At 46.5% G+C, this 20,309-nt stretch carries 19 protein-coding genes; 9 read left to right on the plus strand and 10 right to left on the minus strand.

What is annotated here, in order from left to right:
- Nucleotides 1-148: 148 nt before the first annotated feature.
- Complete coding sequence (locus NDI34_RS13390) at nt 149-2,296, minus strand: protein phosphatase 2C domain-containing protein (RefSeq protein WP_348232894.1); 2,148 nt, start codon at nt 2,294-2,296, stop codon at nt 149-151.
- A 263-nt stretch (nt 2,297-2,559) separates the two neighbouring features.
- Here NDI34_RS13390 and NDI34_RS13395 point away from each other — a divergent pair, with 263 nt between their 5' ends.
- Nucleotides 2,560-2,994, plus strand: coding sequence for an NfeD family protein (locus NDI34_RS13395; protein WP_348232909.1), 435 nt, complete (start codon nt 2,560-2,562; stop codon nt 2,992-2,994).
- A 45-nt stretch (nt 2,995-3,039) separates the two neighbouring features.
- Nucleotides 3,040-4,023: an SPFH domain-containing protein gene (locus tag NDI34_RS13400; protein ID WP_190534665.1), complete on the plus strand. Its 984-nt coding sequence runs from the start codon at nt 3,040-3,042 to the stop codon at nt 4,021-4,023.
- Here NDI34_RS13400 and NDI34_RS13405 read toward each other — a convergent pair.
- Complete coding sequence (locus NDI34_RS13405; protein ID WP_190412589.1) at nt 4,020-4,427, minus strand: Fur family transcriptional regulator; 408 nt, start codon at nt 4,425-4,427, stop codon at nt 4,020-4,022. The two genes, NDI34_RS13400 and NDI34_RS13405, sit on opposite strands and share 4 nt — an antisense overlap.
- A 162-nt stretch (nt 4,428-4,589) precedes the next feature.
- Between NDI34_RS13405 and purS the strand changes: the two genes are divergently transcribed.
- The 3 genes from purS to NDI34_RS13420 all read left to right on the plus strand — a co-directional run bounded on the left by purS (nt 4,590) and on the right by NDI34_RS13420 (nt 6,987).
- Complete coding sequence (gene purS, locus NDI34_RS13410; protein ID WP_190412878.1) at nt 4,590-4,877, plus strand: phosphoribosylformylglycinamidine synthase subunit PurS; 288 nt, start codon at nt 4,590-4,592, stop codon at nt 4,875-4,877.
- Between the two features lie 108 nt (nt 4,878-4,985).
- Nucleotides 4,986-5,660, plus strand: coding sequence for a phosphoribosylformylglycinamidine synthase subunit PurQ (gene purQ / locus NDI34_RS13415; RefSeq protein WP_348232895.1), 675 nt, complete (start codon nt 4,986-4,988; stop codon nt 5,658-5,660).
- Nucleotides 5,661-5,874: 214 nt separating this feature from the next.
- Nucleotides 5,875-6,987, plus strand: coding sequence for an iron-containing redox enzyme family protein (locus NDI34_RS13420; RefSeq protein ID WP_348232896.1), 1,113 nt, complete (start codon nt 5,875-5,877; stop codon nt 6,985-6,987).
- A gap of 249 nt (nt 6,988-7,236) precedes the next feature.
- Here the strand turns inward: NDI34_RS13420 and NDI34_RS13425 are convergent, their stop codons facing one another.
- The 3 genes from NDI34_RS13425 to NDI34_RS13435 all read right to left on the minus strand — a co-directional run bounded on the left by NDI34_RS13425 (nt 7,237) and on the right by NDI34_RS13435 (nt 9,503).
- Nucleotides 7,237-7,953, minus strand: a complete 717-nt coding sequence (locus tag NDI34_RS13425) for a class I SAM-dependent methyltransferase (protein WP_190412592.1) — start codon at nt 7,951-7,953, stop codon at nt 7,237-7,239.
- A 470-nt stretch (nt 7,954-8,423) separates the two neighbouring features.
- Nucleotides 8,424-8,780: a hypothetical protein gene (locus NDI34_RS13430; protein ID WP_190412593.1), complete on the minus strand. Its 357-nt coding sequence runs from the start codon at nt 8,778-8,780 to the stop codon at nt 8,424-8,426.
- Between the two features lie 135 nt (nt 8,781-8,915).
- Complete coding sequence (locus tag NDI34_RS13435; protein WP_348232897.1) at nt 8,916-9,503, minus strand: Uma2 family endonuclease; 588 nt, start codon at nt 9,501-9,503, stop codon at nt 8,916-8,918.
- A gap of 397 nt (nt 9,504-9,900) precedes the next feature.
- On the opposite strand from NDI34_RS13435, the gene NDI34_RS13440 reads away from it, so the two are divergent.
- Nucleotides 9,901-10,917 (plus strand): SDR family oxidoreductase, encoded by a 1,017-nt coding sequence (locus tag NDI34_RS13440; protein WP_190430524.1) that lies wholly within the window; start codon nt 9,901-9,903, stop codon nt 10,915-10,917.
- 202 nt (nt 10,918-11,119) lie between these two features.
- On the opposite strand, the gene NDI34_RS13445 is transcribed toward NDI34_RS13440, so the two are convergent.
- Nucleotides 11,120-11,812, minus strand: coding sequence for an ABC transporter ATP-binding protein (locus NDI34_RS13445; RefSeq protein ID WP_199292335.1), 693 nt, complete (start codon nt 11,810-11,812; stop codon nt 11,120-11,122).
- Nucleotides 11,813-12,380: 568 nt separating this feature from the next.
- The gene (locus NDI34_RS13450; RefSeq protein WP_190412597.1) at nt 12,381-13,634 is read right to left on the minus strand and encodes an FtsX-like permease family protein; all 1,254 of its coding nucleotides are present in this window, start codon (nt 13,632-13,634) and stop codon (nt 12,381-12,383) included.
- A 484-nt stretch (nt 13,635-14,118) separates the two neighbouring features.
- Here NDI34_RS13450 and NDI34_RS13455 point away from each other — a divergent pair, with 484 nt between their 5' ends.
- The 3 genes from NDI34_RS13455 to NDI34_RS13465 all read left to right on the plus strand — a co-directional run bounded on the left by NDI34_RS13455 (nt 14,119) and on the right by NDI34_RS13465 (nt 15,921).
- Complete coding sequence (locus NDI34_RS13455; RefSeq protein ID WP_190412599.1) at nt 14,119-14,418, plus strand: hypothetical protein; 300 nt, start codon at nt 14,119-14,121, stop codon at nt 14,416-14,418.
- A gap of 136 nt (nt 14,419-14,554) precedes the next feature.
- Complete coding sequence (locus NDI34_RS13460; protein WP_348232898.1) at nt 14,555-15,487, plus strand: SH3 domain-containing protein; 933 nt, start codon at nt 14,555-14,557, stop codon at nt 15,485-15,487.
- A 215-nt stretch (nt 15,488-15,702) separates the two neighbouring features.
- Nucleotides 15,703-15,921: a hypothetical protein gene (locus tag NDI34_RS13465; protein ID WP_190412601.1), complete on the plus strand. Its 219-nt coding sequence runs from the start codon at nt 15,703-15,705 to the stop codon at nt 15,919-15,921.
- Nucleotides 15,922-16,042: 121 nt separating this feature from the next.
- Here the strand turns inward: NDI34_RS13465 and NDI34_RS13470 are convergent, their stop codons facing one another.
- From NDI34_RS13470 to NDI34_RS13480, 3 genes are all read right to left on the minus strand, one after another.
- Complete coding sequence (locus tag NDI34_RS13470; RefSeq protein ID WP_190412602.1) at nt 16,043-16,804, minus strand: MinD/ParA family protein; 762 nt, start codon at nt 16,802-16,804, stop codon at nt 16,043-16,045.
- A 287-nt stretch (nt 16,805-17,091) separates the two neighbouring features.
- A complete protein-coding gene (locus tag NDI34_RS13475; protein ID WP_348232899.1) occupies nt 17,092-17,418 on the minus strand; it encodes an ArsR family transcriptional regulator in 327 nt (108 codons plus the stop codon).
- A 117-nt stretch (nt 17,419-17,535) separates the two neighbouring features.
- A complete protein-coding gene (locus NDI34_RS13480) occupies nt 17,536-19,893 on the minus strand; it encodes a CHASE2 domain-containing protein (RefSeq protein ID WP_348232900.1) in 2,358 nt (785 codons plus the stop codon).
- Nucleotides 19,894-20,309: the final 416 nt, after the last annotated feature.

Genomic DNA, 20,309 nt, shown 5'->3' on the forward strand with positions numbered 1-20,309 from the left:
TGCAGCCTTCTTTTGAGGAATAACTGCTTCCACCAAGCGTGGTGAGCTGGGAGCGTTGCCTATCAAGACGCTTGGCTCTTACCAGTACCCAAGCATTGTGCTATTGTGAACAACCTTAATATTCTTGCACAGGACGGTAACTTCCTCTTTATGGACTTGGAGGGGGTGCTGACGGAACTGGTGACGCTGAATTTTCGGGAGGGGGCGGCACTCGTGTGGATGGAGAAGGAGAGTTCTGCGGCGATGGTGGCACACTCGACGCGGGAGATGGAGTTTCGGGGACTGGAACGGGCAACGGTGTGGGGTTGAACAAGCGATCGCGTATTTGCTGGAACCCTTGAGGATTGTATTTCCACCAAGCATATAACCCAGCAGCACTGCCCCCCAGCAGTAGGAGGAAGACTCCCAGTGCGACGACCAACCCTTTCCCTCGGCGCAGTCGGTTTGGCTTTGCCGGAACGATCTCTACCGGCACCGCTTCAGCATACTTCACGTCTTCAGCTTCAGCTTGCAGACTAGCTTTCGGCATCAAGGTGAGATTCCCGATCTCGCCAAAATTGAGTAGCACCGGATACTCTGGGGAAACGCGGCAGTAAGTAATCACGACTGAAGTATTATCGTGACCGTTCTTCTGATTCGCTAAGTCAATCCAGGACTGTACTGCCGCCTCCAGGGGAATTTTAGCCTGAAGCACCGGCTCCACATAATCTACCCAGGAACGCTCAACCCAGTTATTGTCGCTCAGACCATCAGAACACAGCAGCAGCAGTCCGTCTTCTTCCACAATGAAGCGTTGCACATTCGGACGAAGAAACTCGGCATCCCGCGTGCCTAGCGCTTGAGTGAGGGCCCCGGCATCGGGTCGCTGTAACGCCTCCCGGTAGAGACTGCGCCCCATTCGCACTTCCCTGGCAGCAACGTCATCGTCTACGGTCAGCAGCTGGCAAGAATGGGGGGTAATCCAGTAGGCGCGGCTATCCCCAACATGGGCGATATAGAGTTCGTGGGCATTCCCCACACCAGAGTTAGCCGTCGTCACCTTCTGGGGCAGCTGGAGAGCCATCACCAGCGTCGTTCCCATCCGCCGCCTAGACTCTCGTCCTTGTTCGTCATTGCGGGCACAAATGAGGTTATTGACTACCCGGATACTTGCTGCGAGTTGCTCTTTCACCAGTTCCGGTGGCACGATTTCCGTTTGCTCTGCCACTTCCGCCAAAAGCGCCCGAACTTGCAGTTTCAGGGATTGTACTGCTAGCTGGCTGGCAACTTCTCCACCTTCATGACCGCCAATCCCATCGCAAACGATGCTCAAGTGGGGAATCAGCGGGTCAGTTGTTTGGGTGAAGTCTGCTGCTAGCAAATCCCGCGCCGTGGGATAGCAGGTGTCTTCGTTATGATCGTGTTGGGGACCCGTATCGGTGGCACCGGCAACCCGCAAGCGCAAGGGGAGTTCAGCTGCCTGCTCCAGTAATAGCTGATTTAGCCGTTCGGCGATCGCGCTTTCGGTCGCATCTTCGGCTTGCATCAGTTCGCAAATTTCTAACAGTGGCGTCACCGCTGATGCCTGGATTAATCGGCACCAACTCGCGATAACAAGGCCCAGATCCCGGAGACTTGGGCCAAACCCCGCGACCATTTGATCCCCGGTCGGTTCCGCTAAGGCGTGAGCGGCAAAAGGCTCAAGGCTCAAGGTGAGAGGCAGAAATTTTTTCTCTTCCCGCCGACTTCCTCCAACTTGCCTGTGGTCGGAGATGCCATTCCCATTGTTTGTATGGGCAACTTCCATCTCTGGGTCGCTGACGGGATTGGCGTAAAGTTCCAACAGCCGCAACCGCCACCCTTCCACTCGGAGATTGTCCGCAACTAAAAGGCTAGAAGCTACCCCAAATTCCTCTAGGGGCGTCCAAAGTTCTAGAATCTGCCAGAGCCAGTAAATCTGGCGTACTGCCGATGCTTGGGGCAAAGCGTCCAAAATGGAAGGAAATAGCTTGCCTGTGGCATCCATCGGGACATTTTCTAGCAACAGAATCTCAGTCGGGGATGGAGAATTTCCCACTGCTGCATATCCATAGACTTCGGGGAGATGAAACCGCTGGGGATATAAGCGCAGGTAAGGGTAAAGATTTTCCGGGAACTGTTCGGGGATCTGAGGCGGCTGTGTCGGTTGAGTATCGAGCCAAACTTGAGGTGCAACAACTTGATATCTGTCTTGCACGAATTCTCCGACCGGGATCGTTGCAGCAACTGAGCCAGTTGCCCAAAGATAGCGATCGCTCTTCAACTGGGAACTGTTCATAAACCGAAATTTTTATAAAAAAGCTTCCAAGAGATTCTTAAGGAAAAATTCCACTGGTTTCTGGGAAATTTATAGCTGAAATGTTGTAGTAAACAAACAGGCAAGATGCCTTCCCAATCCTAACTGGCTTTCATTGGAATAGTTCATCTTACCTTGATAACTATCCTTACCGGGATATCAAGAAGGGATTGAGTTTTATGACGATTTGGTTTCTAGCAGGGTTGTTGGATTCTCTTTTTCTCATCCAGCTGGCGCTCCAGCCTTTGGGATTCAGCCCAACTTTGTTGTGGTTACTGGTAGGAGCGATCCTTTGCTCGATAGAGCTAGTTGTACCAACAGCTTTTACTGCTTTCATGATGGGAATCAGCGCCTTCGTGGTGGCACTGTTAGTCATGCTGCTCCCATTACCGGCGGCTTTACAGGTGGTGCTTTGGTTAGTGTTTTCAATTGCTTTCGTTTACCTGGGTCATCGCTTGATGCCAAGACGAAAGGTATCTTCGATTGAAGATGCCACCGAGGGTCAGACTTTAACAGAGATTTTGCCAGGAGAGATGGGGCGGGTACTCTACGAAGGAAATTCTTGGAAGGCACGCTGTGAAGATGAGAAACTGGCGATCGCTCCCAATCAAAGAGTGTACGTCGTCAGACGGGAAGGCACAACTCTCATCGTGCTTCCAGAACACCTATTGAAATCCTAATTTTAGGGTTTATCAATCTGCGATATTGTAAAAACGAGGTTCACAATGGAAGGATTTTTTGGGTTACTAATTGCTTTAGTTTTAGGCGGATCTGCCCTCTCAGGCGTCAAAGTGGTTACTCAAGGAAACGAAGCTTTAGTCGAAACTTTAGGTAAATATAGCGGCAAAAAACTAAAACCCGGTCTGAATTTCGTGATCCCGGTTTACGAAAGAGTCGCTTACCAAGCAACCGTCCGGGAAAGAGTTCTCGATATTCCTCCCCAACAATGTATTACCCGCGACAACGTTTCGATTACCGCTGATGCTGTCGTGTACTGGCGCATTCTGGATTTGGAGAAAGCCTACTACAAAGTGGAAAATCTCCAGTCAGCAATGGTGAATTTGGTGCTGACGCAGATTCGCTCGGAAATGGGCAAACTGGAACTGGATGAAACCTTTACTGCCCGGACTCAAATTAACGAACTTTTGCTCAGAGAACTGGACGAATCTACCGATCCTTGGGGAGTGAAGGTGACGCGGGTAGAACTGCGAGATATCGTTCCTTCCAAGGCTGTACAAGAATCGATGGAATTGCAAATGTCGGCGGAACGTCGCAAGCGGGCGGCAATTCTTACCTCTGAGGGCGAACGCGAATCAGCTGTGAACTCTGCGAAAGGGAAGGCTGAGGCGCAAGTTCTGGAGGCAGAAGCCCGTCAAAAATCCGCGATTCTGGAGGCAGAAGGGCAACAAAAGACGATTGTTCTCAAAGCGCAGGCGGAACGGCAGCAGCAAGTTCTCAAGGCTCAGGCTACTGCTGAAGCGCTCCAAGTGATTTCTAAAACGCTCAAAACCGACCCCAACGCCCAGGAAGCTCTTCAGTACCTACTCGCTCAGAATTATCTAGAAATGGGGATGGCGATTGGCAAGAGCGGTAGCAGCAAGGTGATGTTTATGGACCCGCGCACTATCCCAGCTACGTTGGAAGGCATTCGCTCGATTGTCGGAGACACGAACCAAGCTCAATTTTTAGATTTAGGCGACGATAGTTAATCTAAGGCATCGCTAGCAACTTGAGCAACACAGCAGCGATCGCACAGTCCAAAAAACTCCAGAGTATGGTAGAAAATTTTAAACGAGTGCGATTGTTGCAGCTGGCTCTCCAACTCATGGACTGGACATTGATTGATGGGAATCGAGTCTCCGCACTGCAAACAAGTTAGGTGGTGCTTGTCTTGTTGCACGGAACTGTAGAGCGATTCGCCACTTGCCAATGTCCGTACCTGGACGACACCATCCAGTTTTAAGGCTTCCAGGGAACGATAGACGGTTGCTAGTCCCATGCTTTGGCTACGATTGCGAAGTTCTACATAAATATCTTGAGCTGAGACAGCTCGGTTCATCGTCTTGAGCAGATTCAAAATACGCTCTTGACTGCGGGTGCGTTGGGCTTTCATGGTCTTCAGTTTTGCAAGATATCCTTAATATGTTTCAGGTTGTCGCTGATACCTTTATCTCTTTCCAGCTTAAATTGCGAGAACTTCACGCAGCTCACACCCTTCCCCCCTTAGAATAAAACAAATATCACCTATCTAAGGGAATAATTTATAGGAATGGCTGTGAATCGGAAATATCAAGCGAAAATCTACGTGACTCTGCGCCCTTCAGTTTTAGACCCAGCAGGCACGGCGGTACAGTCTGGGTTGGGGCATATGGGATATGCCAATGTTGAACAGGTGCGAATCGGAAAGTATATTGAACTGACTCTGATGGCAGAGAGTGAGGATGAGGCGCGGCATCAATTAGATCGGATGTGCGATCAGTTGTTGACGAATCCGGTAACCGAAAACTATCGGTTTGACCTAACTGAGATGTCGGGTCAGATAGAGACGGAGATATTCTTTTAGGATAATAGGGGCTAGGTAGTTGGTAGTTAGTAGCGATGGGTCATTTGTGAAGAACCAATCGCTACTGATGACTTCTGGCTAGCCAGTCTTCCATTAGCGATTAGCAATATGAAATTTGGGGTTGTTGTGTTTCCGGGTTCTAATTGCGATCGCGATGTCGCCTATGTGACTCGCGATTTGCTACATCAGCCGACGCGGATGGTTTGGCATGAAGACACGGATATTTCCGATCTCGATGTGGTAGTGATTCCGGGTGGCTTCAGCTACGGCGATTATCTGCGCTGTGGCGCGATCGCTCGTTTCTCTCCGGTGATGCAAGCAACGATTAAACACGCCCAGCAAGGGAAGTTTGTCTTGGGTATCTGCAACGGGTTTCAGGTGCTAACGGAGGCGGGACTCTTGCCAGGAGCGCTTACCCGAAATCAAGAGTTGCATTTTATTTGCGATCGCATTCCCCTGAAAGTCGAACGCACCCATCTCCCTTGGACGCAAGCCTATTCTACCGGACAAGTCATTACCCTCCCGATTGCCCACGGTGAGGGGCGCTACTACGCCGATGCCGATACTTTGGCAAGGCTGGAAGACAACCAGCAAATTCTCTTCCGTTATCACGGCGAGAATCATAACGGCTCTTTAAATAATATTGCGGGTATTTGCAATAAAAAAGGCAACGTGCTAGGAATGATGCCTCATCCAGAACGCGCCTCAGATCCGATTTTAGGCGGTACGGATGGCATTGGGTTGTTCCAAGGATTACTGTCTGCGGTGGCAGCGATCGCATAGTGCCATAGCAAAAATGTTTTGTTGAACCACAAAGACACAAAGAAAACTTCGTACTTTCTTTGTGTCTTCATGTCTTTGTGGTTAATCTTCAAACACCTATATATTTAGGTAGAAATACGTTTGGCTGTGGCAAGTTCCCCCCACAGACCGACAATTGTTCCAACCGGACAGCACTAGCATCAAAAAAGTGCAAAGACGGAATTCATGGGCAATTATGGTCGCGATTACTGATTTTCAACCAACGAATACGGCAACGAGTCAAGAAACAGCCACAAGCTACAACGAATCTGAGCAGCAATTTATAAAATTGCTCGAAATGGAAGATTTAGACAACAAGCTAGCTGCACAACCTGAACTAGCAAGCGACGTTGAAAGTGCGATCGCTACCGCAATTGAGGCGGCTTACAAGGTAGGAAGTGGTGATGAGCCAGTTGAAGCCGCACACCTCTTTTTGCAGCGCGTGCTGTATCGCATCAATCGGCTCAAGCTGTTTTGGTATGACGATCTGCGCCATTACACCAACGAACGCTCAATTTGGTTGCAAAAAGTTCGCAACCAAATCGAGTCCGCTTGGCAGCAGTGGGAACTGGCACACTTTGATGTAGAAGCACTCCAAAAACTTTCCCCAGCCGATGTTAAGCAAGCGCTGAGCGAGCGGGGTGCAGCCGACTTAGATCCTCCCCTATCGGAAGGTAGTCGCTACTTGCGGGAGCAGACAACAGAGGCTGGTTATCGCCGAATCTTGGCAATTGGTTCCTTTGATGGCTTAGTTGAAGGCAGCCGCCTGTCGCGCATTCTGGGAGGCACCGCCAACGCAGTACAATGTACCCTCGTCAAAGTGTTGTTGGAAGAGTACGGCAACGGTCGCCTTTCCCGCAAGCACTCTACCTTTTTTGCCCAGATGCTTGACGAGTTTGGCATGAACACAGAGCCAGAGGGCTACTTCGATTTAGTACCTTGGGAAGTGCTAGCCTGCGCTAATCATAACTTTCTCGTTACCGAGCGCAAAATTTATTTCTTGCGTTACTGCGGTGGATTGACTTATTTTGAAGTGGCAGGTCCTGCGGCATACAAAACCTATCTAGCCGCAGCGCAACGGTTGAACCTTTCTGATGCAGCAATGGGTTACTGGGAACTGCACATTCGGGAAGACGAACGTCACGGTCAATGGATGTTAGATGATGTGGCAATGCCGTTGGTTGACAAGTACCCGAATGATGCTTGGGAAATTGTCCTGGGATATGACCAAGAGAAGCTAATGGGCGATCGCGCTGGTGTAGCGATCGCGCGTTCGGCAAAAGAAGCGGATCGAGAGGCCAATCGATAAAATACATTTTGCCTAAAATACTTGCCGACTTGTTAACAGTCAGTCGTCTTCCATTCTCGTTCTCTAGGTTGAACCCTGAGAACGAGAATAAATTTGAATTTTTCTAGTTTTAGTTAGAAATTAAACAATAAGAATAGGGTATTGAGAACTGTTAACTTCTCAATACCCTTGATTCGTTCCCGTCTAAAGTGGCTTTTGGGTTTAGGAAAGATTCTTTAGCGATCGCTCTCCCCCTCCCTGTTCAAGCTTTTACAAAGATGTCATGATCTGAATCAGCTCAGTAGATAAATCCACTTGACATTTCTGCTGCTTCCTAAACAAAACACCTGCTAAAAGATAGATGTTCGCTGAGTAAAAAGCCATTTTCTTTTCTCGCAACTCTCTAATTGTGTTTTTAACCTTTGGCTCACAACTGTAATAACCAAAGTTTAGAGGGGAGACGATAAAATTAGCAATCGAGTAGCCTTGCATGATTGCATAATTAATAAAGCCCTCCGGATTAGAATAACTAGAGAGCATTAGTAAGACGTTTTCATAATCTAAAGATAAAAGCCGTTTGGCAATTTTAGACCCATCTGTACCCCCATGTAACAGGGGTTGATAAATATTCTCATCTGGCGCTGGAAGGTATGGTGGATTTGAGATCAGATAATCAGCCTTGGGAAGAGATGCCTCAAAGAAAGAAGTATTGTGAATGATATATTGGGCGCTAAGTTCGTATTCCTGAATATTTGATTTAGCAGTTTTCCAGGCTAAGTCATTGAGTTCAAATCCATGTATAATTCCATCAAATCTGGTTCTCATTAAGGAGTTAATGACTGGGGTTCCATCTCCTGAACCAAATTCGATAATAGTTTTACCATGAGCGCCCTCATTTAAAACTAAACTTTCTAAACATTGAGAATAAAAATTAGATTCTTCTGGGCAATAGAATACATCTTTTACTGGCCTGGATGAAATTAGCATAGTTTTCTCGGTGATAACTATAACAAAGCTAATTCATCCTCTATGCTTTTGTGATCTATCAAGAGAATTATACCCAAAGGCATTGACAAGCATTTACATTTATTTATAATTTTCTAAGGTGTTTTTACAGACTTTTAAAAAACACTGTTTTTCTGAACAAAAAACAACAAATGGCTAATTGCTTTTCAACACTTAGCAATTAACCATGAGTCATCATTAAAGTAATAAATGGAGCTATAAAAAGTTAAGCAACTACTGCCAGTTGGTTAAGATCGCCATTCAATCCACAGGTATAAACTAATCTTTGATGAGTACCTGGAGTTTGGCTAGCAAGCTACAAAATATCTTTGTTGACACAACCTGGGATGACATCTGTGTGAGCGCACATCTATCAGAAGCCAGCATTGCCTAACGTTGTTCCTACAAGCATCAAACTAAAGGCGAGGCAACACTGACGATAGGAAGCTGTTTTAGGGGTGGTTGATAGCGCTAGAAGCATTAGGGTAGCGTTTGCGGAGGACAACTGTATTGTAGTTGTAGGCGATCGCTAGAATATTCATGACCAGGCAGGTGCTTCCCAAACATAGCAGGATATAGGTGGGAGGCAGCACTACCCCAACCTGGAACCAAGTAAAGACGTGTAGCACCATCACCAGAGCAAAGACGGTTGCCACTCCAGCACTCCGCCACACCTGAACTTGAGGGCGACAGAGTGCAGCCAGAATCATTGTCCAGATGGTAGCACCCAAGTTGGCTGGAACCAGAAACGCGCAAATGGCGATACAGTGGGCGCGTGAAAACTCAGAGAGGGAATTAAAGTCCAACATCTGTTCATTATATCGAATGGCAAGATTTTACAAGACTTTTTGCGATCGCCTGTAAACACTCACGGCTGTTGGTCACATTTATTCACATACGACTGCGATCGCTTTCCCACTAAAACTGCACGACCTTGTCTAAAACTACATAATTTGTTTTAAATCTAATAAAAACCCAGGTAACACATCTTCTCCTGATAAAGTTGCCGGATTTTCTAAAATCTCCACATCCTGCCCTTGACGATAGATTTCTACTCGCTGGTTTTTCCGGTTGCTCAACCAACCCAAACGAGCGCCATTTTCCATATACTCTCTCATTTTCGCCTGTGCGATTTTCAGCGAATCGCTAGGAGAGAGTAACTCAACCACAAAATCAGGACATAGCGGTGCAAATCCCTGTTGTTCTTCGGGGGTCAAAGCATCCCAGCGATCGCGTCTTACCCAAGACGCATCAGGTGAACGATCTGCACCATTCGGCAGTTTGAAGCCACTCGAAGAGTCGAAGGCAAGCCCTAAATTGTTTTGTCGGCTCCAAGCTTGGAGTTGATACGATAAATCGATATTACGATTTCCAGTTTCGCTACCTGTAGGGGGCATAATGATTAATTCGCCCGATGCTGTGCGCTCAAATCTTAAATCCCGATTGTTCTGACATAACTGGAAAAACTGCTCGTCTGTCAAGTCAATCGTTAATTTGAGGGTAGAAGGTAAAGTAATTGTTGCTGTGTTCATAAAGTTATTAAAGTATTCACTTGCTTATATTTTTTAGTCTATTATCGCTCTGTTATAAAATTTGTTCGCTTCTTCTTGCTTCTGTATTGGCGCTAAATAAATTGTTTTCTTTTTTTCTCATTCTGGAAAATTTAGTCGTGGACTACCTGCACGAATTCGGAGCTGACTTCTGTAAAAGTCAGCTATCCAGCGATCGCAAAATCTAGGCAAAGGGCGCTACTCCCATCCCCATTGTCAACCTTGAGGTCAACCCTGAGACTGATGTAACCCGCCGTGAGTCGATTAATTTAGTTAATAGAACTTAACATTCGACAACTAAGGCAACGTTCCTGGATGCAATTGAGCTGCAAAGGTGAATGGTTTGTCGTCAGCAACTTTAATAAAAGGATGAGCAACAATGCAATTAAAGCCAATCACAGAGCAAGTCGTCGCCGTCGTTGGCGCTTCTAGCGGCATCGGGCGCGAGACAGCTTTGCAGTTTGCCCACCGAGGCGCAAAAGTAGTCGTCTCAGCTCGCAGCGCACCAGGGTTAAAGTCTTTGGTGGATGAGATACAGCAACAAGGCGGTGAAGCAGTCGCAGTCGTTGCTGATGTCACGGATTTCGAGCAAGTAAAAGCGATCGCAGATAAAGCCGTGCAGGTATACGGGCGACTCGATACCTGGGTGCATTGCCCCGCCACGGGCGTTTTTGCCACTTTCGACAATACAACACCGGAAGAGTTTAAGCGGATCATCGATATTAGCCTGATGGGGCAGGTATACGGTGCAATGGCGGCGCTACCCCATCTCAAGCGCGAGGGACGCGGGGCGCTGATCCACATCTCTTCAATGGAAGGCAGGCGTTCATTACCGCTCCAGAGTGCCTACTCCTCAGCAAAGCACGGGGTTGAGGGCTTTCTAGAATCCCTGCGCGTCGAGCTGCAACATGAGGGAATCCCCATCAGTGTGACGAGTGTGAAGCCATCCGTGATCAACACGCCCTTCTACAACAACGGTCGCACAAAATTAGGCGTCAAGCCGACGGGAATACCGCCGTACTATGAGCCGAACCTTGTTGCTGATGCGATCCTCTACGTAGCCGAACACCCCACTCGTGACTTTATTGTGGGGGATGTGGGCAAGCTATTAGATGTGGTTCAGCGCATCTCACCGGGACTGGTGGATCAAATTTTGGTTCTCATCGGCTTCAATTTTCAGAAAACCAACGAGCCAAAGTCTGAAGATGCGCCAGATAATCTTTACGAGCCGATTCTCAGCCATGACAAAGTAGAAGGAGATTTTGGCAATCTAACGATTCCCTCCTTTACTGACTGGCTGGATAAGAATCCGCCGGTTAAATGGGGCGCTGTAGCAGCTGCGGCGTTGGGAGTTGCCGCAGTCGTCAAAGAGTTTTTCCCAGGAAATAATATTTAAGGCGATCGCATCAGGGACACTACTCGGTTGAAGCGATCGCATCCAACCTCAGCTGCCTTCTCATCTAAATCTAAAGTTGCGATCGCTCTCATAATTCTTAAAAGGAATGGGGAATTGGAAAGAAGGCACGCCTAATGTCATTTCCAATTCCCCATTCCCAAACAGCAACAAACTATCAATGACCCGATTCACAAATTAGATGTTATGCCTTCAACCTTCCATCTTCTAGATGCAACACTCGATCGGCAACATCCATAATTCGACTATCGTGTGTCACCATCAGAACCGTGCAACCGCCTTCCTTGGCGAGCTGACGCAGTAACTCAATCACAGCGTGTCCGGAGTGAGAATCTAAAGCCGCCGTAGGCTCATCTGCCATAATCAACTGAGGATTGCCAGCTAAAGCACGAGCGATCGCTACCCGTTGTTTTTGTCCCCCAGATAAATCGCGGGGTAAATTTTTCGCCTTATCCGCCAATCCCACCTGTTCTAGCAAAATTTGTGCTTGTTGCCGTGCCATTCGTCCCCGAATCCCTTTCAGATTCAGCGCTACTTCTATATTCTCAGCCGCAGTCAGCGCCGGAAACAAGTTAAATCCTTGAAAAATAAAGCCAATATTTTCCAGTCTGAACTTTGCTAACTGGCTCCGAGACATCCTTGTAATCTCTTCCCCCAGCAAGTGTACGCTGCCAGCAGTCGGCGTCAAAATCCCAGCCAAAATTGAGAGTAAGGTCGTTTTACCCGATCCAGATGGCCCCATCAATAGTTGAATATCGCCCTTGAAGATTTCCAGATTGACTCTTTTAAGGGCTTGGAAACGCGATCCTCCCGACTGGAATACCATTTCTACTCCGATGCCGATAATGGCTTTTCTGTGAGCCTGAAGCGAACTCATAGAAGGAATAGCATCTAGATTTCGGACACTGGCAAATTGAGTACGGTTGCTTTGGGAAAGAATCATCAAAATTTCTATTCGTTAGGTCTAAACTACAACGAGTTACTAAATGCAATCTGTCTTAAGTAACCATACTCCGGACAAAATTTCAACGGAAGCATCGAAGGAAAGAATCAGATGCAGACTTTAAGAAGAAACCGAACATTAATGCCTCCTACTCTAGATAAAGGCTGTTCGACTATTGAATAGCGAGCAGGAATCAATCTATTTTATAGAGATTGACATTAGAGACTAAATAGTAGGTGTGACTTTAGGTAGTACGAACCCTGCTCCCCTCACCGTTTTAAGTGAGATTGAATTACACTCACCTACTTAAAGTACGCATACTCTCCAAAATAGGTTTGTATAATGTTTTAATTTCTAATTGTTCTGCCCTGTTGCCAATATAAAGTTCAACTCACTATCAGTTAGGATAAAACAGACATCTACATTTATTATTGATGGTCATTGAGTATATCAGGTTCCTGAAAACCATCGACTATTATCCTAAAGCGGCAAAATTCTGAAATCATGCCTTAAAAACAATAGCCGGATCGACACGAGTCACTCTTTGGATAGCGAAGATAGCTGAACCAACACACATCAGAGTCGTAATCCCAAAGATGGCGATCGCACTTCCAGGCGTGATTAAAATGATGATTCCCTGAGTAGCAAACGTCCAAGCTCCCAACCCCTGGCAAAGAACCATGCTAGGAATATAGCCCAGAACCGCCATCCAGAGCGCCTGCTCGACAATCACACCGTAAATTTTCCAATCAGAAGCTCCCATCGCCTTGAGCGTACCATACTCCTTTAAGTGGTCAGATACAGAAGCGTAGAGGATCTGACCTGCGATCGCCATCCCGATAATAATGCCAACAACGGCACCCAAGCCCAAAATAAACCCAATTCCCGTGCGCTGCTGCCAGAAAACCCGCGTCTGCGATGCCATTTCGGCCTTCGTATAAGCGCGGGTATCTGGTAGTGCTGCTTCTAACTTTTTCTTGAGTTGCTGTAAATCTTGACCGGGCTTTGCCTGCACCAATACATAGGTGATTAAATCAGTAGGAGTTAATTTCTGGGGTGCAGGAGCAGATAGATTATTCGCAGCGGGTGGGTTATTAAAACTCGCCGACGCACTGGTACACTTTATGTCACCCGATTGGAGCTTGCAGTTTAAACTCGTCGTTACGCGGGAATTTGCGTAAGCGTTGGCAGTCTCCAACGAGGTGAACAAAAAAGTATTCGATGTAATTGATTGAGTGTCTTGCGTCAGAGCAACTAACTGTGCCTTAAATGAGCCAACTTCAGCAACATCGCCAATTTGTTTGATGTTCAAAGGACGCAAATTAGATTTATCCAGCATCACCGTGTAAGGCTGCTTTAAGGCACTCAAACTTCCTTGAATAACTTTCCCTGGACTAAATAATTCTCCGGCTGGATTGAATCCGATGATTCTCATCGGTGAAATCTTGTTCCGAGAATCTCGCCACAAAGAGGCTTGGACAATCAGGGGTTCAGCTTGTTCTACGCCTTCTACCCGTCGAGCCTCAACAACTCGCTGCGCGGGTATAGGTAGTGTCAGCTCCATGTGAATCATATCCGCTGAGGATACCCAGATATCAGCATTGGAATTGTCGATTAGCAAAGTCGTAGCGCGAGTAAATCCATTGAAAATACCCGTTTGAATAGTGACTAAGCTAACTGCAAACATAATCCCCGCCTGAGCTGCCAGGAAGCGGGGAATATCCTCAAATAGGTTTTTGCGGGCGATTGATGCCATGAAAGGAGTTGTTTACTAGCGTGTTTATTATAAAACCGGAAAATTGAAAGACAATTTCCGCAAAACGAGCGAAATAAACTGAAAATTGCGTTACAGTACCCCAAACCCGATTTCTTAGAACAATCAGATTTGCTAATCCTATTCATTGTGCTTACCGATATATCCGCACTAAGATGGATTTTTTAAATTTATTTTACTGTGAAAGGATTAAGCTTGGTTCTGGCTGCGATTTCCCTATAATTACCGACGTGCTGAGAGGAGTTCAATGCGATCGCGTCTTTTCCGTGTCAGAGGAAATCTCGCCTATCCAGCGTCAAGCCAAGCCTCTGCTATCAAGCAATGCCGCTGCGCTCTCTACCTTTGCCTTTACCAATTTAATACCCGCGAAAGAGTAAAGAGCGATACTAACTAAGCTACCTTCATAAATAGAAACATCGTAATAAACAGACTACGCTCAACTTAAAATAACATAGGAGAAAAATTCATGAGCGACGAACAAAATCCAGTATTGCCAGAAGATCCCAGCGAAGCAGAACCGGGAAGAGGGGCACCAGGAAACAACCACATTGGAGTTCAATTATCGCAATCAGTATTGGGCGTGAATGCAGCAGATGCGGTGATTCCATCTAATGTGGACAAAGAGCTGAATAAACACCAAGTTGAAGCAGCTAGAGAACAAGAAGAAGGAACTGGTTTAGATACGACCGAGGGTTACATCCTGGATGAAGCGGGGCAGCTAAACAATTTTGCGATTGAGCCTCCAATGTATGTAGAAGAGAAATAATATACGACCTTTGCTGGGAGCGCCAATCATCAGCCTCCCGGCATATTCATGTATTTAAAAACAAAAATTTAATAACTTTGCCTGAAATCCTAGCGTCTCAACTGTAGGTAACAAAAAGACGTTATCGGCATTAGTTATGAAAAAAATATACTTTTTGATTATGGGGGCAGTTGCGATTTCGGCAATTACTGGTGCCACTCTAGCAACAGCCGGTCGCCAAACTGGGGCACAGAACCAACAAAGCATAGAAACAAATATACCGGAATCAACTTCGACCTCACAAGCAACTGCGATCGCTTCCACCGTTAAAACCAACAACGATGCAGTTGAAGCCACAACGCCACAGATAAAGACTCAAACGGATGTGGCAATACAGCCAAAGCTGGATAACTTTCCCCATCAACGCATCGTTCTGGTAGATGAAGTAAACCCAGGAAGTGACTTCGCTCAATTTCGGCAACAGTTGCGGGAAGCAGTGCGATCGCGCGATGCTGAGTTTCTGCAATCCATTTTGCCCCCCAACCAAATTGGCATTGGTCACGGCATCAGCACCCTCCCCGATTTGAAGCTAGAAAATCACAATGCCCCAATCTGGGGATGGCTAGAAAAAGCCCTAGCTGCCGGTTGTTTTCAAACCACTAACCAGGGGCAACCGGACGTTGACCCCCAATCTCCAGGTTGGATTTGTAACACCGTACCGCGCGATTTTGCTCAACAGTATCCCGCACCGAATTCTGCCGATGGCGTTTCCTACGAATTAAGCCGCGTCATCGTTGTAGGTGAAAATGTGAACGTGCGATCGCAACCCAGCGTAGAGAGTCCAGTAGTCGGCTTACTCTCAAACGAAGTCGTCAAAGTCAATCGTCAAATCGAAGAACAACGCGCCAGAGAACGGGCGCAACGAGGCGAAGATTACAGTTCCATCAACGGGTGGACTGCGGTAATTTTGCCAAATGGAAAACCGGGCTACATTTCCAATCGCTTTGCTTATTCTCCCCTTGAATATCAAGCCGTCTTTGGCACAGTGAAGGGGCAATGGCGTCTGCTTTATATGCCCGGTGGAGAGTAAATCAAAGTAAAAGTATCGCTATTTCGGGGAAAATTAGACAGGCGATCGGGAATTAAAAGCAAGTTTCCTACAGACTAAAGCTTGAAGCCTGGTAAATGAAGTTCGCAAAGGTGACTTCACGAAAACTATCTCTGTATTTTCGAGCTAGCAAAGCAAAGATTCTGTTACCTTGTCAAAATTCTCCAGCCTGATGAATACCTTTGAGAGTAACGTCCATGCCAGTAGATTTAATCATTCTAATTGCCGCACTCATTGTATCCTGGTTAGTCTTCACCTTACTCATTAAGGTAGTGAAAGCCAGCATCGGCACAGCCATTTTAATTGCGGCAGTTGTTCTCGTTTTACAACTCTTCTTTGGCATTGGCCCCCAAGACCTTTGGCAGCAGATAACCCAACTTCCCCAAACTATTTTGCGAATGGTTACGGGCAATTAATTAAATAGCAAAAGTCCATAGTGTAGGGGAGTTTATCAATATGCTTAGCTAATCACCAATATTTTGTCAAACCCGTCCCTACAAATTCAGTTGTTTTTTCGGTTGCACTGACAATTACCTATTAAGCCATAATCATCTTGGCAACCTTTTCCATCACCTTACTCAAGGGATGATCTGGAAACCGCAGGCAAAAAAGATCGCTGCTTGCCATTTGAATCATCTCTTCTGAAAGCGGCAAAATTCCAGCCACCGGAGCATTGTAGGTTTTTTCTACCTGTTGCTTCAAGGCATCAAAATCCAAAACGGGTAGCGCCTTATTTACTAGCAGCAACATCTTAGGCACCTGTAATTTCCGAGCCACCTCCACCGTCACAGCAGTCCCCTGAAAGTCCTGGCGGTCTGGACGCAAAATTAGCACCAAGATATCAGAGATAGTAATAGAAAGTAGAGTTTCTTCGTTAAGACCTGGGTGGGTGTCAATAAATAAGTAATCCAGATTTAAGGTTTCCATTATCTCTTGGAAACCGTCATTGAGGAGACCAAAATCAAATCCCTCGCGCAGAACTTTAGTAATATCCCCTGCTTTGATACTAGAAGGAATCAGATGAATGCTGCCGCCTTTAACGCCAGTTTTTCTTAAAACTGAGGTGACATCATAAGCAGCTTCTTCAATTAAACAGCGACCCCACAGGTAGTCATTGAGAGAGTGTTCCATCTTCTGCTCATCGAAACCGAAAAGCACGTGAATTCCTGGCGATTGAATATCGGTATCAACGATACCAACGCGATACCCAAAGCGAGCCACTAAAGCTGCCAGATTCGCCGTCGAATTTGATTTGCCGGTGCCACCCCGGAATGAGTGGATGGACACAATTTTTGACATGGTTTACCTCAATATGTGAGAGGATTCTTCATCCTTAACAGAAAACAATCGAGAAAGCCCACTCAAGGGCGCGGGGAATGAACCGTGCGGCTTATACGCTATACCATTTTGTCTTTTGGTTGCAACATATAGATTCTCAGCTGCTCTTTTTTCAATCGTTAGGGAGGGGCTGGAAGAAGTGTTAATCTAGCGCCTCACGACCCAAATAGGATTACAACCTTATCAAGGTAATAGAAACTTGCATTTAGGCTAATTCCCACAGCTTGATAGACACTTATTTCGTTTACTCACTCCAGGTTCTGCCAGATATTTGTAGATAGCTTGCTTCGCTGTTTAGAGGCAAGGCGAGGTCGGTAGCGGAGTGTTTCTCCCTCTTCTAGTTCTTGCACGACGCCTTGAGCGACTAGAGCTTCTAACTGGGTGCGGGCAACTTCCTCACTTTCGCCAGTGTGAGCTGCCACTTCCGGCAAGGTCACGTTTTTTTGACGCATCATCCAGTTGACGAGTTTTTGCAGGTTATCGGGCAAATTCATCATATCAAGCATATTCAGACCAATATCAGTTTGGTGTCCGCTGGAATCGGTGGGTGATTGATCGATTCGATCCTGATTCATCTTTTCCTTCCTTGTTCTTCAGCTAATGATGTGAATCGCGAGCCTACGCATCCGGCGTAGCATCCTCAGTTCGATGTATCGATAGATGTCCTCTAATAGCGCTTTATCTCGCCGCCATCAGGTAGATTCAGTCTCTGTATTCCTCACGGTTTTTGCCCGTTGCTGCAACTGCTGGAAGTAATCGAGTTCTTCGCTTTCAGCTTCCTGGCTAATCTCTAGAACTTCTATTGTTGAGGAATTTGACTCGGTAGTGGTTTCTGCGTGCCCGTCGCTGCTCGAATTTCTTAAGTTTGCTCGTTGCTGCAACTGCTGAAAGTAATCGAGTTCTTCGCTTTCAGTTTCTTGGCTTGCTGGTGTGACTTCTGGTATTGAGGTATTTAACTCAGTGGCAGCTTGTGCTCGCCTATCTTCCTCCCAATTTCTCAAGGTTGCTCGTTGCTGCAACTGCTGGAAGTAGTCGAGTTCTTCGGTTTCTTCAACTTCTTGGCTTGGCTGGAGGACTTTTGGGGTGGAGGTATTGGACTCAATTGCGGCTTCTCCCTGTCCGTCCTGCTGATTGCTTAATTCTTCGACAGGAGAAGTAATTTGGCTTGCCAATGCAACTTCTGGTATTTCAACGTTTGATTCCGCAACAGCTTCTGCTTGCCCATCATGATGCCGATTTCTTAACTTTTTACCCTTTTTCTGTAACTGCTGTAAGTAGTCGATTTCTGCTGTTGTTTCAGTGGCTTGGCTTGCCTGTGTAGCTTCTGGTATTTCAACAGTTGGCTCAGTGGTAGCTTCTGCTTCCCCATCATTGGAGCGATTTCTTAACTCTTGTCCCTTTTGCTGCAACTGCTGTAAATAGTCGATTTCTGTGGTTGTTTCAGCGGCTTCTGGGATTTCAACGGTTGACTCAGTGGTAGCTTCTGCTTCCCCATCATTGGATCGATTCCTGAAACTTTTTCCCTTTTGCTGCAACTGTTGTAAGTAGTCAGTTTCTGCCGTTGTTTCAGCCGCTTCTGACCTCTCGACTTTTAATTTAGAAGTTGTTTTTTCAGAAGGATTGCTTTCTCGACTCCTGAGATTTTTCGCCTTTTCCTGCAATTCTTGGAAGTAGTCACTTTCTGTAATTTCCGCTACTTGGCGTTCTTTCTTTTCCTGGTCAATCTCAATATCGATTTTTAAAAACCCTTTGACGCCTTGATAGATGGCTTTGGCGTATCCTCTATCTATCAAAACGACGCCGACTGCCGTTGTCACCAGTGCCAATGCTGGGGGCACGAGGGGTATCCATCCTGCTTTGAGAAACAAAACATAACAAGTTCCAAACAAGAGGGCGATCGCTCCCCCTCCCGCAATCACCAAGAGCAAGGGACGCCGAATCCGCCATGCTACTAAGCCTCCCACCAACGACCAGACCCAAATCCACCCAATTTCGCCCCACTCATTCCAGTACCAAAATAGCGGTCGTTTATCCAGAACTGCACTGAGGATTTGACTCACAACCTGAGCATGAATGACCACTCCGGGCATTTTCTGAGTGCCTTCTTGAGCAGCACTATAGGGCGTGTTGAAGTCGTCATTCACGCTAACTGCGGTGTAGCCAACCAAAACAACCCGATCTTTGACTAAAGCTGGATCTATCTTGCCTTTGAGTACATCTGTAAGCGTTATCTTTTGGGCAGGCAGATTTGCCGAACGGTAGTTAATCAACATCTGCAACCCTTCCGTGTCGGCGTTCCGGTATCCGCCAGCATTCGGGTCGGGGCTTTTGAAGAGAGTGGAACCGATCTTCAGGTTCCCGTCATCTGAAGGTTCTGCTTCGATTCCCTCAGCTTGCAGGTACATGAGTGCTAGGGTCAAATCCAAGGAGGTGAGTTGCTCTTCGGGATCGCTACAAAGATGGGGGTTCTCTAAGGGAGCGTTCGGGACTGGAGGATTTGCCACTAAGAGACTGCGGCGAACCCATCCATCAGGTTCTTTGACAAAATCAGCAAATCCCACTTGGTCTGGTGAGATTCCAGGCGGTGGCGGAAATCCTGCCTGTTTACCATCACTGAGTTGGCAGATCGTAATAATGCGATCGCTTCCTTTGAGGATCTTCAATAAATTGGCATTCCCCTCTTTGACCGGAACATCCCGAATAATATCTATACCGATGGCTCTCGGTTCATACTGCTCTAGTTTCTCTAACGCTTTGGCAATTGTGGCATCCGAGATAGGCCACCCTTTCTCAGTTTGGATATCTCCCTCAGTAATCTCCACCAGCAACAGGCGATTATCTGGACCTTCATCACGACGCATCCGAGTCAGCTGGTCAAAAGCACCCAGCTCTTGTCCTTGGAGTATCCCTAGTTGCCTAGCTCCCACGACCAAGCTTGTCGCCATCACACTGGTCAGAACAACTTGTCCACCAAAATTTAAAGCTGCTGTGCGTAGGTTGTTTGTGTTTGATAGCAGGGAGCGAATCTTTGAACTGAGCTGAGAAACCATATAATTGCCGCCTCCTCTCTAGGGGCTAGAGTTTTAATCTTCGCTCAATGTGTAGCTTAAACAGAGGAAATTAAGATTAAGAATTTGTATGTATCCTTGTGTCCTTGAAAATTGTTTAAGCCGCAATTTGAGCCGTCAAAAACCAAAAAATTAATTGACCACAAAACTTTATGAAGCTTTTGAAAAGAAATCGGACAAATAGATAATTTTTTTTGATTGAGAAAAGAAAAAGTGCCAACTTGAGAGATAATTTTATAGTAGTTATAACATCAAATTTTGTACTAAGCAAAAACCAGCGCTTTTAAGTACCCACTAAGGCAAGAAACATGACAAAATTAATCGCTAATTTCTAGAGATTTACCAGGAAAAGTGGGAAACTTTGTTGAAGATCAAAGAGTCGTTGTCTAAAACCACTA

Origin of the sequence: Trichocoleus sp. DQ-U1 (assembly GCF_039961925.1) — a bacterium.
In the GTDB taxonomy this organism is placed as follows: domain Bacteria; phylum Cyanobacteriota; class Cyanobacteriia; order Cyanobacteriales; family FACHB-T130; genus FACHB-T130.